Source organism: Maribacter sp. 6B07, assembly GCF_002700155.1.
Lineage (GTDB): Bacteria > Bacteroidota > Bacteroidia > Flavobacteriales > Flavobacteriaceae > Maribacter > Maribacter dokdonensis.
Window position 1 is genome coordinate 1,916,607 of the sequence record NZ_PDUT01000001.1, and the last position, 15,122, is coordinate 1,931,728.

The 15,122-nt window shown below is 35.9% G+C and carries 19 protein-coding genes; 9 read left to right on the forward strand and 10 right to left on the reverse strand.

Annotated elements, in window-relative coordinates:
* Window positions 1–95 precede the first annotated feature (95 nt).
* Window positions 96–572 carry a transcription elongation factor GreA gene (greA, locus tag CSC80_RS08115; protein WP_058104901.1) on the forward strand — a complete coding sequence of 159 codons (477 nt, stop codon included), beginning with the start codon at window positions 96–98 and terminating at the stop codon, window positions 570–572.
* Window positions 573–650: 78 nt separating this feature from the next.
* The gene (locus CSC80_RS08120) at window positions 651–1,040 is read left to right on the forward strand and encodes an HIT family protein (RefSeq protein ID WP_099190945.1); all 390 of its coding nucleotides are present in this window, start codon (window positions 651–653) and stop codon (window positions 1,038–1,040) included.
* On the opposite strand, the gene CSC80_RS08125 is transcribed toward CSC80_RS08120, so the two are convergent.
* The gene (locus CSC80_RS08125; RefSeq protein WP_099190947.1) at window positions 1,037–1,387 is read right to left on the reverse strand and encodes a hypothetical protein; all 351 of its coding nucleotides are present in this window, start codon (window positions 1,385–1,387) and stop codon (window positions 1,037–1,039) included. The genes CSC80_RS08120 and CSC80_RS08125 overlap by 4 nt on opposite strands.
* 2 nt (window positions 1,388–1,389) lie before the next feature.
* Window positions 1,390–2,538: a HAMP domain-containing sensor histidine kinase gene (locus CSC80_RS08130; protein ID WP_099190949.1), complete on the reverse strand. Its 1,149-nt coding sequence runs from the start codon at window positions 2,536–2,538 to the stop codon at window positions 1,390–1,392.
* Window positions 2,539–2,664: 126 nt separating this feature from the next.
* Between CSC80_RS08130 and CSC80_RS08135 the strand changes: the two genes are divergently transcribed.
* Complete coding sequence (locus CSC80_RS08135; RefSeq protein ID WP_058104905.1) at window positions 2,665–3,042, forward strand: DUF3127 domain-containing protein; 378 nt, start codon at window positions 2,665–2,667, stop codon at window positions 3,040–3,042.
* A gap of 134 nt (window positions 3,043–3,176) precedes the next feature.
* Window positions 3,177–3,809 carry a leucyl/phenylalanyl-tRNA--protein transferase gene (gene aat / locus CSC80_RS08140; RefSeq protein ID WP_099190951.1) on the forward strand — a complete coding sequence of 211 codons (633 nt, stop codon included), beginning with the start codon at window positions 3,177–3,179 and terminating at the stop codon, window positions 3,807–3,809.
* Here the strand turns inward: aat and CSC80_RS08145 are convergent.
* From CSC80_RS08145 to CSC80_RS08155, 3 genes are read right to left on the reverse strand one after another with little or no spacing between them, the layout of a single operon-like run.
* Window positions 3,801–4,490 carry a DUF2490 domain-containing protein gene (locus tag CSC80_RS08145; RefSeq protein ID WP_180268588.1) on the reverse strand — a complete coding sequence of 230 codons (690 nt, stop codon included), beginning with the start codon at window positions 4,488–4,490 and terminating at the stop codon, window positions 3,801–3,803. The two genes, aat and CSC80_RS08145, sit on opposite strands and share 9 nt — an antisense overlap.
* Entirely contained in the window at window positions 4,477–5,064 is a 588-nt protein-coding gene (locus CSC80_RS08150; RefSeq protein ID WP_236973344.1) for a hypothetical protein, read from the reverse strand. The genes CSC80_RS08145 and CSC80_RS08150 overlap by 14 nt, the downstream gene beginning before the upstream one ends.
* 19 nt (window positions 5,065–5,083) lie before the next feature.
* On the reverse strand, window positions 5,084–5,647 hold the full coding sequence (locus CSC80_RS08155; RefSeq protein WP_091608530.1) for a DNA-3-methyladenine glycosylase I: 564 nt from the start codon (window positions 5,645–5,647) through the stop codon (window positions 5,084–5,086).
* Between the two features lie 189 nt (window positions 5,648–5,836).
* On the opposite strand from CSC80_RS08155, the gene CSC80_RS08160 reads away from it, so the two are divergent.
* The 5 genes from CSC80_RS08160 to CSC80_RS08180 are packed head-to-tail and all read left to right on the forward strand — an operon-like array spanning window position 5,837 to window position 11,618.
* Entirely contained in the window at window positions 5,837–6,523 is a 687-nt protein-coding gene (locus CSC80_RS08160; protein ID WP_099190955.1) for a TetR/AcrR family transcriptional regulator, read from the forward strand.
* The gene (locus CSC80_RS08165) at window positions 6,516–8,198 is read left to right on the forward strand and encodes an ATP-binding cassette domain-containing protein (RefSeq protein ID WP_099190957.1); all 1,683 of its coding nucleotides are present in this window, start codon (window positions 6,516–6,518) and stop codon (window positions 8,196–8,198) included. The genes CSC80_RS08160 and CSC80_RS08165 overlap by 8 nt, the downstream gene beginning before the upstream one ends.
* Window positions 8,191–9,543, forward strand: coding sequence for a biotin/lipoyl-binding protein (locus CSC80_RS08170; protein ID WP_058104911.1), 1,353 nt, complete (start codon window positions 8,191–8,193; stop codon window positions 9,541–9,543). The genes CSC80_RS08165 and CSC80_RS08170 overlap by 8 nt, the downstream gene beginning before the upstream one ends.
* The gene (locus CSC80_RS08175; RefSeq protein WP_236973345.1) at window positions 9,543–10,949 is read left to right on the forward strand and encodes a TolC family protein; all 1,407 of its coding nucleotides are present in this window, start codon (window positions 9,543–9,545) and stop codon (window positions 10,947–10,949) included. Before CSC80_RS08170 ends, CSC80_RS08175 begins: the two co-directional genes overlap by 1 nt.
* Before the next feature lie 57 nt (window positions 10,950–11,006).
* On the forward strand, window positions 11,007–11,618 hold the full coding sequence (locus tag CSC80_RS08180) for a thioredoxin family protein (protein WP_099190961.1): 612 nt from the start codon (window positions 11,007–11,009) through the stop codon (window positions 11,616–11,618).
* Here CSC80_RS08180 and CSC80_RS08185 read toward each other — a convergent pair.
* The 5 genes from CSC80_RS08185 to CSC80_RS08205 form a co-directional block, all read right to left on the reverse strand.
* Window positions 11,601–12,329 (reverse strand): hypothetical protein, encoded by a 729-nt coding sequence (locus CSC80_RS08185; RefSeq protein WP_074670275.1) that lies wholly within the window; start codon window positions 12,327–12,329, stop codon window positions 11,601–11,603. The two genes, CSC80_RS08180 and CSC80_RS08185, sit on opposite strands and share 18 nt — an antisense overlap.
* A gap of 64 nt (window positions 12,330–12,393) precedes the next feature.
* Window positions 12,394–13,107, reverse strand: a complete 714-nt coding sequence (gene truB, locus CSC80_RS08190; RefSeq protein ID WP_074670274.1) for a tRNA pseudouridine(55) synthase TruB — start codon at window positions 13,105–13,107, stop codon at window positions 12,394–12,396.
* A 22-nt stretch (window positions 13,108–13,129) separates the two neighbouring features.
* Entirely contained in the window at window positions 13,130–13,927 is a 798-nt protein-coding gene (locus tag CSC80_RS08195; RefSeq protein ID WP_074670271.1) for an undecaprenyl-diphosphate phosphatase, read from the reverse strand.
* Window positions 13,928–14,191, reverse strand: a complete 264-nt coding sequence (locus tag CSC80_RS08200; protein ID WP_058104917.1) for a DUF3098 domain-containing protein — start codon at window positions 14,189–14,191, stop codon at window positions 13,928–13,930.
* 9 nt (window positions 14,192–14,200) lie between these two features.
* A complete protein-coding gene (locus tag CSC80_RS08205) occupies window positions 14,201–15,079 on the reverse strand; it encodes a permease-like cell division protein FtsX (protein ID WP_074670269.1) in 879 nt (292 codons plus the stop codon).
* Window positions 15,080–15,122: the final 43 nt, after the last annotated feature.

Genomic DNA, 15,122 nt, shown 5'->3' on the forward strand with positions numbered 1-15,122 from the left:
GTAAAATTTATGTATATTTGTGTTAAATCCTCTCTTAAAAAGCCGAATTAACAGGCATTTGCAGAGGATTTGTCTATTTATAAAACGAGGAAGTTATGAGTAATATATCATACTATACTGTCGAAGGGTTAAAAAAACTAAAGGCAGAACTAGATCATTTAAGAGATGTTGAGCGCCCAAAGGCGTCTCAAGCAATTGCAGAAGCAAGAGATAAAGGCGATTTGTCAGAAAACGCAGAATATGATGCTGCAAAAGAAGCACAAGGTTTGTTGGAAATGAAAATTTCCAAGATGGAAAATACCGTGGCCAATGCACGTATAATTGATGAGTCGCAATTAGATACCTCTAAGGTATTGGTACTTTCTACCGTAAAGCTAAAAAACCAAAATAATGGTATGGAAATGACCTATAAATTGGTAGCGGAAAGTGAGGCGGATCTTAAAACGGGTAAAATATCTGTAAGCTCACCAATTGGCAAAGGTCTTTTAGGAAAAAAAGTGGGAGATACTGCTGAAATTACTGTTCCTAGCGGAGCAATAAAATTTGAAATTCTTGAAATAACAAGAGCTTAAAATTTTTAAATAACTATATTTAATCCTATCCTTTTGAAAAGGGTAGGATTTTTTATTTCCATTAAATAGTAAACGATTATGCCAACGATTTTTACCAAGATCATAAATGGTGAAATACCATGTTTTAAAGTAGCTGAAGATGAAAATTTCTTAGCATTCTTAGATATCAACCCAAACGCTAAAGGGCACACCTTGTGTATACCTAAAAAAGAGGTAAATAAAATATTGGACTTGGATGAAGAAACGTACTTGGGTCTCATGTCATTTTCAAGAAAAGTGGGCAAGGCTCTGGAAAAAACTGTTGAATGTAAGCGAATTGGTATGTCTGTTATTGGGTTAGAGGTACCGCATGTGCATATTCATTTAATTCCGTTGAACGAAATGAAAGATGCAACTTTTCAACACAAGGTAAAACTAAGTGATGAGGAACTGGCAGACCTAGCCCAGGAAATTGGAGCTAAGATTTAAATGGCACCAGAAATAAAAAGGTAAACAGCTCCTGCGACCATGGCAATCATAGCTAACAAAAGCCCATAAAATAATAATGTTGGTTGAGATGATTTTTTAGCTGGAACAGCCGTTTTTTGATAATAGTTGAACATGCGCTCTATATCATCCGTCCAACTTACTGGGTAGATTGTAGTGTGGCAGGTATTGCAAACTAATTTATTGCTGAGGTCTCCAGTAATCTTATGAAAAAAGCTACCGTAGGTGTGTTTTTGATAAAAAGTAAGACTTAAATCCTGATTAAAACACTCCGGACAGTTATTGGTCAGTTGAGCTTCTTTAATAACTTCAAATTTTTCCTTCGCCATAATTAGTGAACCACTTTTAAAGAAATTTGCATTATAGTTCCTTCTTTGCCAGATGATAACACCTTTATTTTTCCATCGTGATACTCTTCCACAATTCGTTTAACCAAAGAAAGTCCTAAGCCCCAACCTCTCTTTTTTGAGGTGAAACCGGGTGTAAAGATACTATTATAGTTGCTTTTTGAAATACCGTGCCCGGTATCGGCAATTAAAATATTCACGAATTTATGATCTGGTACTATTTCAATGGCAATACTACCCTTGCCTCGCATAGCATCGATACCGTTTTTTACCAAATTTTCAATAGTCCAATTGTATAATGAGCTATTAAGCATAACAGGCAAATAATCTACTTTAGAATTAAAAGAAAAATGAATGAGCTTAGAGCTTCTTCGCTTTAAATAATCAAAAGCATCTTGGGTTTCTTTAACAATGTCGCTTTCAACAAGTTTTGGTAAGGATCCTATTTTAGAAAAACGTTCGGTAATGGTCTGTAATCGATCAATATCTTTTTCAATTTCTTTGGTAATACTCGGGTTGATGTCTTCAGTTTTCAAAAGCTCGTTCCAGCCTAATAGAGAAGATAAAGGTGTACCGATTTGGTGTGCGGTTTCTTTTGCCATACCTGCCCATAATTTATTCTGTTCGGCAGCTTTATTGGTCTTGAACAGAAAATAGATTACGGCGGCAAAAAGAAAAATAATAAGAAGTAAGGCAATAGGGTAAAACTTCAGCTTGGTTAAAACGTCAGAATTTCCGTAATATAACGTGGCTAAATGTTCGCCTTGCTGATCAATTGAAATAGGGGTGTTTTCATTCTTGAATTTTTTTAGTTGACTTTGAATGTAGGCGGAGTCCTGCGCTTTGTTTGGCGGAAAATTATTCACCCTTATAGACTTGTCCTTGTTTATAAGGATCATTGGGGTAGAAGTGTTGTTTTGAAATACCTTTAAATGAAGACTGCCTAAATCTACAGTTTCAGAGGATTGCAAAAACTCTGATTGCGCAGTAGCCCAGATCTCCATTTTTAAACGCTCTTCCTCTTTAAATTGTTTAAAAAAGCTATTGGTATTCCATAAGATTAGACTAACCACAACAAAGGAGCCTACCAATAGAAAAATGTTGGAAATTTTGTTTTTAGGAATAAAGTTCATCCAATAGTTATCTAATACTAAAGATAACCCTAATTGTGAATAATTGTTGTGTTGTAATCAATGTACCGTGTTTTATTACCGCTTCATTTTATGTATTTTTGAAATCTATTGTAAAAAGAGTTCAAGATGGAAATAGAAGGTAAAGTTAAATTGATAGGTGAAACCCAAACTTTTGGGTCTAATGGGTTTAGGAAAAGGGAGTTGGTCGTTACTACAGACGAGCAATATCCACAGCATATCATGATAGAATTTGTTCAAGATAAATGTGATTTGTTGAACAGTTATGCCGTGGGGCAAGATGTAAAAGTTAGTATTAATCTTAGAGGAAGAGAGTGGACAAATCCTCAAGGTCAGGTAAAATATTTCAACTCAATTCAAGGCTGGAGGATAGAAAATTTATCTCAACAAGCACCGGCACCAGGTATGCCGCCAGTACCACCAATGGAGGCATTTGAACCAGCTGATAATTTAAACGAAGAGGATCATGATGATCTACCGTTTTAATAATTATAACACAATAAAATAAGGGGTACTGTCCTTTAAATAAAAAACTTGTTTAGCTTAAAAAGTTGAACAAGTTTTTTTGTTTTCACACCTTTGGTTAATTTGAACAAAAACGAAAAAGCCTCAAAAGAATCATGTACTTTTTAACTGATGAACTTGTCTTTCCGCCCGTGGAAAATGCAAATGTTGAAGGCTTGTTGGCCGTTGGTGGCGATCTTTCCCCAGAGCGGTTGTTGTTGGCCTACCAAAACGGTATTTTTCCATGGTTTGATAACGATTCTATAATATTATGGTGGAGTCCGGATCCTAGAATGGTGCTATTTCCAAATGAGATAAAGGTCTCTAAAAGCATGAAAAAAGTAATACGAAACAAGCAATTTAGGCTTACTAAAAATACTTGTTTTGAAAAGGTTCTAGAATATTGTTCTTCCGTACCAAGAGAAGGGCAAGACGGTACATGGATTACCGAAGCAATGAAAACCGCATATATTAAATTACATAAAAATGGCATTGCCCAATCTTATGAGGTTTGGGAAAAAGATAAACTGGTAGGGGGCTTGTACGGTGTTGATCTAGGTCATGTATTTTGTGGAGAAAGCATGTTCAGTCTTACATCTAATGCATCTAAGTTTGCCTTTATTAAGCTAGCGGAAGAATTGTTTCTAAAAGAGTATAAGGTAATAGACTGCCAATTGCACACCGATCATTTGGCCAGTATGGGAGCCAAAGAAATTGCAAGAAAAGATTTTATGGCAATCTTAAAGTGATATAACCAAACTATTTAAAAAGAGAAAAACGTGTTCAGTTTTTTCAGTGTAATTCTCCATTCTGAACTGTACACCCAATTGTGCTTTTAAATGGTTTGAAATAGACCAACCTATTTGCGATGTTATTCGCTGGTCATACATTGCTTTGGTACTTTTTTCAATGCTTAATAAAGATTCTGTGGTAGCCACTAAGTATGGCTCTCCAATATCTGTTCTTAAACCTTTTAAGGGAATGTCAATGGCAAAACGATATCTAAAACGATGAATAAGTGTAGAAGGTTGTATGCGCTGCTCAATTCTAAACCGGTTACCAAAGCGGACACTATTGGTAATTTTGGTAATGTTGAATTGTTGCGTTAACCGTAGTTCATTTTCCTTGTCATTTTCAAATACTTCTCTAAATCTATATTGTACTCCTAGGCCTATACTCTTATAGGGATCTATTGTTAAAGAGGAAAAATGGGCTATTTCTATTTGGCGTACAGTTAACTGAGATTTGTTATTGTGATAGGTATAATTTCTATTTGATAAAGATAAATTTTGTTTAAGCAAAGGGGTTACTTTGTAGTTTAAAGCTACTTCAGGCTCCCAATATGCAACAGTGTTATTTTGAGATTGAACATAACGTACACATAAGAACAGCAATAAGGTAAAAATGAACCGAAATCTAGTACAGTACATGGTCATAGTTAGGAGGAAGAGAGGTTCTTATATCCATAAAATTTCCATCGGCATCAAATAGAATTTCATAATCTAAATAGCCTTTTTCTTTTCTTCCAACAACTACCAGTTCGTAATTGTTAGAGGGTAGTATCAAGTTTTGAAATGCGTTTTTAAAAGTGTGGTCAATAGGCTCAGTATTTGAAGGATATTGCTGTTGCAGCCTTTTAATACGATATTTAGTGAAATTATTGTTCAAATACTCTTCTATTTTGGCATAGGTATCATTAGGTATATCGTCTGGTTTAATTAGTATTTCAATATCTTCAAGATTGCCTTTTTTATCAAATTCAATGCTGTACCAAAGCTTGTCTTTTTTCAATTTCGCCTCATAACTAACTTTAGTGCTATCCGTCTCCTTATAAAACTTAATACGCCTATAATCTGTAACATTTTCTTCTATGGTAGTGATAGCTACAGCAGGAAACTGAGATTTTAAAATACGATGTTCCCTTTCGTATTTATACTGAGCCTGTCCAAATTGACTGTAAAAAAACAGAGTGGTAATTAGTAAGAGCGTTTGAATATTTTTCATGATAACGGTGTTATGTTACTTACACTTCAGTGTATCTAAAACAATCTAGTTGATGATCATTTACCATGCCAGTAGCCTGCATAAACGCATAAATAATAGTACTGCCCACAAACTTAAAACCGCGCTTTTTTAGGTCTTTACTAATGGCATCTGATATGGGTGTATTGGCAGGGGCATCTTTGTAATCTACTACTTTGTTCTTAATAGGTTCATTGTTTACAAATTCCCAAATATAACTACTGAAACTACCAAATTCTTTCTGAATTTCCATGTAGGCAATAGCATTGGTCACCGTTGCCCTAACTTTTAATTTGTTTCTGATAATGCCCTCATCTTGTAGTAAAGAGAGGATTTTGGTTTCAGGATATTTAGCAATTTTCTTATAATCGAAATGATCGAATGCAACCCTAAAATTTTCTCGTCTTTTTAAAATAGTGATCCAGCTTAAACCAGCTTGAAAGGTTTCCAACACTAAAAACTCGAACAGTAAATCATCGTCTTTAACGGGTACGCCCCATTCTTGGTCATGATATGCTTCATAAAGCGTATCGCCTTTGCACCAACCGCATCTTACTGGTTCCATAGAAAGTTTCTTTAATGACAAAAGTATTTAAAAAGATCAGAACTTACCTTTTTCTTTAATTTGGTAGAATAGTGTTTAATTTTTTTTGGAGCCCATTAAAGAAAGTTTAAATTTAAGTTAATAGTTGTTAAACTATTATTAGTTGATAGTAATACTATTATATTTACACTTTATGTAATTGATAGTATTATGGATAGGCTGTTGCAAGGGGTGCAGATAAAAGTTAATGAGAAACTTTATTTAAAGGACCCTGAATCTTCTGGACTAGGTAAAAAAATCGTTGAGTACAGTATTCAAATGATCAACGAAATTGGTTTTGAAAGGTTTACTTTTAAAAAGTTAGGTCATCAAATAGGTTCTAACGAAAGTTCTATTTACAGGTATTTTGAAAACAAACATAAATTACTTGTTTACCTAACCTCTTGGTACTGGGGGTGGATGGAATATCAATTGGTCTTTGCAACGCACAGTATTAAAAATCCAAAAGAAAAATTATTAAAGTCCATTATCATCATAACTAGGGAAATCAAGGAAGATTCCGCATTTTCTCATGTCAATGAAGTCTTTTTAAATCAAATTGTAATCAATGAATATTCTAAAGCCTATTTGACCAAAGAAGTAGACGAAGAGAATAAAGAAGGTTATTACGCTATATATAAAAGATTGGTAGGACGTTTGTCTACCATGATTTCCGAGGTTGATGCAGATTATGAATATCCTACGAGTTTAGCAAGTACCATTTTGGAAAATGGTTTGCACCAACATTATTTAAGAGAGCACTTTCCGTCACTTACAGATTGCAATAAGAAAGTGACACCAACACAATATTTGACCCACCTTGTATTCAATACATTAAAACAACACTTAAATGAGTAAAAACATACTAACTGCCTGGCAGCGTTTTTTAGGACTTTTAAAACTGGATAAAAAGGATATTTTTCAAGTTTTCTATTATGCCATATTCGCGGGGGTTGTCAACTTGTCGTTACCATTGGGTATACAGGCAATAATAAACTTAATGCAAGGTGCTCAAATTAGTTCATCTTGGGTCGTATTGGTCATTTTGGTGACATTGGGTGTTGCTTTTGTTGGGGTGCTGCAGCTTATGCAAATAAGAATAATTGAAAATGTACAGCAAAAGATATTTACTAGGGCATCTTTTGAGTTTGCATATCGTTTTCCTAAAATTAAAATGAGCGAACTGCACAATTACTATCCGCCAGAATTGGCAAATAGGTTTTTTGATACCTTGACTATTCAAAAATCCTTATCAAAAGTATTGATAGATTTTCCTGCGGCATTACTGCAGATTGTTTTTGGGTTATTGCTACTATCGTTTTATCACCCATTTTTTATTGTTTACGGTATGTTGTTGCTGTTGTTGATTTATGTGGTGTTCAAGTTTACCGCTCAAAGAGGTCTGGATACGAGTTTAGATGAATCTAAGAGTAAATATAAAATTGCGCACTGGCTTCAAGAGATAGCCAGGTCTATAGTAAGTTTTAAGTTATCTGGTAAAACATCTCACGCATTGGATAAAAATGATACCCTCGTAGTCAATTACCTCAATGCAAGGGAAAGTCATTTTAGGGTTTTGGTATTGCAGTTTATTCAAATGATCGGGTTCAAGGTTTTGGTCACCGCAGGTCTTTTATTGATCGGTGGGTTATTGGTGCTTAATCAAGAGATGAACATTGGTCAGTTCGTAGCGGCCGAAATTATTATTCTTTTAGTAATCGGTTCGGTTGAAAAATTAATCTTAGGATTGGAAACGTTTTATGATTTATTGACATCTCTAGAAAAGATGGGGCAAGTGGTAGATAAAGAACTTGAGGCTCAAGAAGGAGAAAAACCATTTATGGAGAACCAGGCCTTTACTGTTGAGCTAAGTGAAATATCTTACAGTGTACCACAGCCAAAAAGACAAATAATTAAGGATCTAAGTTTAACCATATCCCCTAGTTGTACTATTCTTCTAAGAGGTAATAGTGGTTCTGGTAAAAATACTTTATTGCGCTTAATTGCGGGAATCATTGAACCAGACAGTGGTGGTGTGTATGTGAACGGAGTTTCGTTAAAAGGTATGAACCTTAATTATTACCGTTCGCACTTAGGTCAATCATTACCGGAAGAATCCCCATTTGAGGGTACAATCTTGAACAACATCACCTTTGGTGATAAAGAGACCACAAATGAGCAAGTGTATTGGGCGTTAGATAAAGTAGGACTTACGGATTTTGTAAAAAAACAACCAGAAGGTCTTAATACGGTATTGTACCCTGAAGGTAAACAGATTCCATATACCGTGTCAAAAAAGATAGTGTTGGCTAGAAGTATTGTCCGTAAGCCAAAACTGCTCATTCTTAAAGACCCGCTTGATCAGTTCAATGTAGATGAAGCAGACCGTATTTTGAGTTTTTTAAGTGATCCAGCTAATGGTTGGGCATTACTTGTAGTAAGTGAGAACGATAAGTGGATTAAAAAATGTTCGCGTATCATAACCATGGAAAAAGGACAGATTATTAACGAAATCCAAGGAAAAGATGCTTAATATATCTCATAACAAACTTAACCAAAAAGTCTCTATAGATAGATTCAAATCGGTACAGAAGGTAAACCACAAGAGGCACTACAAGCATTTTAATAGGTTTCTTTTGGCATTTGCCGTGGTAGGTGTCATAGTACTGTTTTTGCCTTGGACGCAGACCATAACCGCTAGAGGTAATTTAACTACGTTGACCCCGGGGCAAAGACCCCAAACCATTCAATCACAAATACCGGGTAGAATAGAACAATGGTATGTACAAGAAGGAGATTATGTAGAAAAAGGAGATACCATATTGTTCATTTCTGAAGTGAAATCAGAATATTTTGATCCAGATTTAGTGGAGCGTACTGGGCAACAATTAAAATCTAAGAGTTCATCTGTAACCTCATATGGTGAAAAGGTGAAGTCATTGGATAATCAAGTTGCGGCACTTATCAATGAAAGAAGGTTAAAACTTGAGCAAGCAAAGAACAAGCTGCTTCAGGCCAAATTAAAGGCACAAAGCGATAGTATTGATTTTGAGGCCGCTAAGACAAATATTCAAATTGCTGAAAGGCAGTTTGAAAGAACTGTGCAATTAGAGAGCGAAGGTTTAAAAGCGGTAACAGATGTTGAGGCAAAACGGTTGAAATTGCAAGAAACCCAAGCAAAGTTGCTCTCGCAAGAGAACAAATTATTGGCGGCCAAAAACGAAATAATCAATGCGGAAGTAGAAATCAATAGTGTTCAAGCATCATATACAGATAAGATCTCAAAGGCACAAAGCGATAAGTTTACGGCAATGTCCAATCAATTTGATTCTGAGGCTCAGGTCAGTAAGTTGGAGAATGATTATACCAATTATAAAATGAGGAGTGAGCTGCGTTATATTAAGGCACCGCAAAATGGGTATATCAATAAGGTGTTAACAGCAGGTATAGGAGAAACATTTAAAGAAGGCACGCCGTTGGTAGGTATTATGCCGGCAGATTATGATATGGCGGTTGAAACTTTTGTGGCTCCAATAGACTTGCCTTTGATCCATTTAGGAGAAAGTGTTAGAATACAATTTGATGGTTGGCCGGCTATCGTTTTCAGCGGATGGCCAAATGCATCATATGGTACCTATGCGGGTAAGGTGGTAGCTATAGAAACGTTTATAAACCCTAATGGAAAATATAGGGTGCTATTATCTCCGGATGAAGAAGATCAAGCATGGCCAGATGCCTTACGTGTTGGTTCAGGGGCAAATACTATTGCCTTATTGGAAGATGTGCCTATTTGGTATGAGCTTTGGCGTCAGTTAAATGGTTTTCCACCTAACTATTACCAACCTGAAGGTGCCCAGGACAAACCCGTAAAAAAATAATGATGAGAAGCATTTTTTTCTTTTTCTGTATATGTGGCGGTTTTTTTGTGTCGGCCCAAACCGTAGATTCTGTCCAGCTAGGGTTTAAAGAGTATTTAGGATATGTAAAAAAGTACCATCCTATAACTAAACAAGCTGAGATGGTAATGAGCGTTGGGCAAGCAAATCTAATGAAGGCCCGTGGTGGGTTTGATCCCAAAATAGCGGTAGATTATGCAACTAAAGAATTTAAGGGAACGGAATATTATGATCTTTTAAATACTACGTTTAAAATTCCTACCTGGTATGGTATAGAATTAAAAGGCGAGTTTGAGCAGTACTCTGGAGAATACTTGAACGCAGAGCGAAATGTACCTGATGATGGATTGTACAGTGCCGGGGTTGCCCTTTCTCTAGGACGTGGTTCATGGATCAATGAGCGTATGGCAACCGTAAAGAAAGCAAAGTTTTTTAGGGAGCAGTCTAAAGCCGATAGGGATCTATTGGTCAATCAAATTTTGTTCGATGCTTCATTGGCATATTTCAATTGGTTGCAGGCTTATAGGAATAGTATTTTGTTCAATGATTTTTTAGAGAACGCTAAAGTAAGGTTAGAGGGGGTCAATAAAAGTGCCAACGCTGGTGAAATTGCTGCTATTGATACCGTTGAGGCTAAAATTGCCGTACAAAACAGAGCTTTGGAAAGAGAGCAGGCTAATGTAGTTTTACGTAACGCAAGATTGGAGCTTTCCAATTTTCTCTGGATGGGAGATAATATACCTATGGAATTACAACCAGGTGTGGTGCCAGAACTGTCTTTAGATGTAGAGATAGATCAAGCCTTGGAAATTTTAGGTAAACCTTTAGATAGTTTTGACCTTGAAAATCATCCTAAACTAAAATCCTTAGGGTATAAAATAGATGGTTTACGCGTAGATAAGCGATTAAAAACAAATAAACTATTACCTAAAATTGACGTTGAGTATAAGTTTATTACTGAAACGCCCGAGTATTTAAATTCATTGGAAACCCAAAATTATAAGGGTGGTTTAAATTTTGAGTTGCCTTTATTTTTAAGAAAAGAACGGGGAGATTTGAAATTGGCTAAACTGAAATTAAGGGATGCACAGTTTGAGTTAGATAACGCCGAGGTGCAAATTCAAAATAAGGTATTGGCTATATATAATGAGTTGGCTTCTTTTGAAAATCAGAATATTTTAATAGATGATATCGTTGCCAGTTATGAGGCGTTGCTAGCAGCGGAAGAACGAAAATTCAGTTTTGGGGAGAGCTCGTTGTTTTTGATCAATTCAAGGGAATCAAAGTTAATAGATGCGGTCTTAAAACAGAATCAAGTAGAAAATAAATATTTTACGGCGAAGGCCAAATTATTCAACAGTCTGGCCGTCAATCCTGAAAATTTGTAAGTATTCTATTTGCAACGCTACTAATGTGATCGATCAAGATATTTTAAAGTAAGCATTATGGAGTTATTATTGGAAGATATTAAAGCAAAGGGATTAAATAACGGTTATAGTTATGCCGAGTATAGGGTATTGGTTTCTGACCTAGCTGAAAAAGGAGCGTCTACCGGCCCTGAGCAAACTGAAGCACTTTCACAATATACCCAATTGAATAACAGCCGTATGCGTAGGTGGGATAAAACCTTGAAGTTTACCGATGAGGTTGTTGACAAGATAAAGTCTGTGGATCAAAAAGTTTTATGGGTAGTATTATCGGAGAGCTGGTGTGGCGATGCTTCTCCTGCGCTGCCAGTTATGCATAAATTCACTGAAATCAATCCTAATATATCATTATCCATAATCTTAAGAGATGAGAACTTACATATTATGGATCAATTTTTGACCAATGGAGGTAGGTCAATACCAAAATTAATTGCGGTTGATGTTAAGGAAAATACGGTTGCGGCTACATGGGGTCCAAGATCTGAAAAGGCAACTAAGCTAGTGGAAGATTATAAGTCGGAGTACGGTAAACTAACGCCTGAATTTAAACAGAATCTTCAAATTTTTTACAATAAGGATAAGGGGCAAAGTATAATTCAAGATCTGCTGGAATTACTTCCCTTGAAATAAATAGGTAATGGTGCCTTTTTGGGAATCTTTTTCAGAACTGTTGAATCTTGCTTTCAAAGCATAATTAATGGCGTTTTCAACAAGACATCCGTTAGATGTTCCAGAACTTTTTGCATTGTAATCTGCTTCGGTTACATAGCCTAGTGCATTTACTTCTATATTGATAACAACTTTTCCTCCTTCAATACAAGTGTATATTGGTGGGGGTAATTTGTAGTTGTTTCTATCAACCAAAGAATAGGATACAGACGTTCGTCTGGCGGCAAGGTTATTGGTAAATTCTTTTTTTTGCGCTTCCTTTTCTCCTAAAAGCTGCTTTTTTTCTTCTCTCTTTTTGGCCAAGGCCTTTACCCTTTCAGAATAACCAGAATCGGAAATCATACTTTCAGTAGGGTCACCGTCACTCATTTCACTACGTTCTTCCATCAGCTCTTCTAAAGTCTGTAATGGTTCTGGATTACCGTAGCTAGGTTTTGCGGTTTCGTTAAAAGCTAAATGACTTTTTATTGGATCGGCTTTCATTTCATCATCAACCGGATCTTCTTCTTTGAGAATTTCTTCCAATACCTCTGGGTCCATAATCATTTCAACCACATAGTCTTCGTGAGATTCCTCTTGGCCACCGAACTGAATACCAAACAAAACCAGCACTACAATAGACAGGCTAAAGGTAGTGGCAAGTAATGATAATTGTTTTCTGTTCAGATTCATGAATATATAACCTTAATAATACCAAAATATTTTAGAAGATCGATAAATGGCATTTCAAAATCTGCTATTTATTTTCTTCTGGTGCCAATAATAAATCGGCGAAGTCCAAAGGGTCTTGGGCTTTATCTACGTTAAAATCACCTATTTTGGTTCTTCTAAGGGTCGTTAAATGTGCTCCGGAGTTTAATGCTTTTCCAAAATCGTGCGCCATAGACCTTATATATGTTCCTTTGCTGCATGCAATTCTAAAATGCACGTTCAAGTTGTCTATGTCGGTAATTTCAAATGCACTTACATGTACCTTTCTTTTTGGAATATCTACGGTTTTACCTTCTCTTGCCAGTTCGTACAAACGTTTACCATCTTTTTTTAATGCGGAAAAAACAGGCGGGGCTTGTTCTATTTCACCAATAAATTCATGGGTGGCAGCTTTTATAAGCTCTGGCGTTATATGATCCGTCAAAAAAGTCTCATTGATTTCGGTTTCCAAGTCATAAGAAGGTGTTGTACTGCCTAAAGTAATTATACCTGTGTATTCTTTTTCCTGACCTTGGAATTCGGTAATTTTTTTGGTGAACTTACCTGTACAAATCACCAAAAGACCTGTTGCTAAAGGATCTAACGTACCTGCGTGACCTATTTTAAATTTCTTTAAGCTGAACTTTTTTCTAATCGCCCATTTCAATTTATTGACCGCTTGAAAAGAGGACCATTCCAGTGGTTTATCGATCAATAATACTTGACCGTTTAAATAGTCTTCTTTGGTCAAATCTTTCATGAATTTGGGTGTTTTTGATGTTTTACGGATTAGTAAATCCGTAAATAACGGCGATCAATCCTACAATAAGACAATAGATGGCAAAATAGGATAGCTTGCTTTTACGTACCAATTGGATCATCCAAGTACAAGCGGCAAGTCCGGCAACAAAGGCGGCAATGAATCCGGCACCCATAGCAACGTTGTTTTCCCCGTCAAAAGTTAATTCTCCGCTCATAAGGTCTTTCGCGATCTTACCAAAGATCAATGGAACAACCATTAAGAAAGAGAATCTTGCGGCTTTAGATTTGTCTACGCCTAAAAGAACAGAGGTAGAAATAGTAGCACCACTTCGTGAAATACCGGGTAGCATAGCTATGGCTTGAGAAATGCCAACTATAAAGGCATTTCCAAAACTCACTTTTTTATCGGTGTCTTTGGCTTTATCGGCAAAATATAAGAGTACAGCGGTAATGATCAACATAAAGCCTACGAACCTTATATTGCCGCCAAAAAAAGCTTCTAATTGCTCTTCAAAAAACAGACCTACAAATACTGCAGGTAACATAGAGACAATTATTTTAGCAGAGAATTGGCTTTCTTCGTTCCATTTAAATTGAAACAAACCACTTATAATTTCCCAAATATCTTTTCTAAAGACTACAATGGTACTTAGTGCGGTAGCAAAATGAAGTACAACGGTGAACAATAAACTTTCTTCCTGTACAGAATTATCACCTAAAATAGCTTTACCCAATTCTAAATGACCACTTGATGAAACAGGTAAAAACTCGGTCAATCCTTGTATGATACCGAGTATAATAGCATCTAAAGTATCCAATTAATTTTTCTTTTTGTGTGGGTTCAACAAAATGGCATAAATTTCTATACCTAAGCCAATAAGCACTAAAGTAGGGGCAAGTCTTATTCTTCTAAAATTATAAATTTCAGGATTAAAAACGTTGGGGTCATCGCTGCCGCCACCGCTCATTAAAATAAATCCTACTGCAATACAGGCAAGTCCAATGAACATGAACATGTAATTCTTCTTTTGAAAAATAAATTCCTGTTTAGGTTGCTGTTCAATTTTGTTCTTTTTACTCATGCCGCAAATTTAATAATATAATTCGTCCGTTCTAAGATTTAAGAAGCGCTGGGTGGCGAAATAGGTGCTAATGAACGAAATAAGTATACCCAGTAGAAAAACGCCTATAAATAAGGTGACTAAAATATAAGGTTCTTCTAGTAACCCTAAGTCTTCAAAATTAGTATTTACATAGTATACGACACCACCAATGGCCAACAATGCAATAGTAGCACCGATCATACCTAATTTAATATTTTGCCATATAAATGGTCTACGGATAAACGTTTTGGTAGCACCTACCATTTGCATGGTCTTTATGATGAATCTTTTTGAGTAAATAGAAAGGCGTATGGAGCTGTTGATCAGCAATACGGCAATAAAGGTGAAAATGGCGCTAGCTACTAAAATCCAGAAACCTATTTGTTCTACACTTTTTGCTACCATGCTAACCAGCACCCTATCATAACTGACCTCGTCAACAAAACTTTTTTCAGAAAGTGTTGCGGCAATCTCTTCAACTTTTTCTGCAGTAACAAAATCAGCGTTTAGCTTTACGTCTATCGAGTTTTTAAGAGGGTTGTAGCCTAAGTAGTCTACAAAATCTTCCCCAATTTCTTCACTATGTTTTTTTGCGGCTTCTTCTTTAGAAACATAGGTAGAAGACTTGGTGTATTCTGACATTGCCAAGGTTTTTTGGAGTTGTTCCACTTCAATTTCCTTGGTATTTTCTTTTAGAAATACGGAAATGGTAATCTGCTCTTTAGAGCGATCTGCCATTTTTTTGGTGTTTAAAACAAGTAGTCCTAAAATTCCCAATAGGAATAAGACCAATGCAATACTTAACACCACGGAAAAGTACGAGGAGATAAGTTTGCGTCTTTGATAATTTTCGAAAGAATTAGCCATAGTGCTTAAAAGTGCAGTAAAAATAGCAAAGTAAAGTGAAATG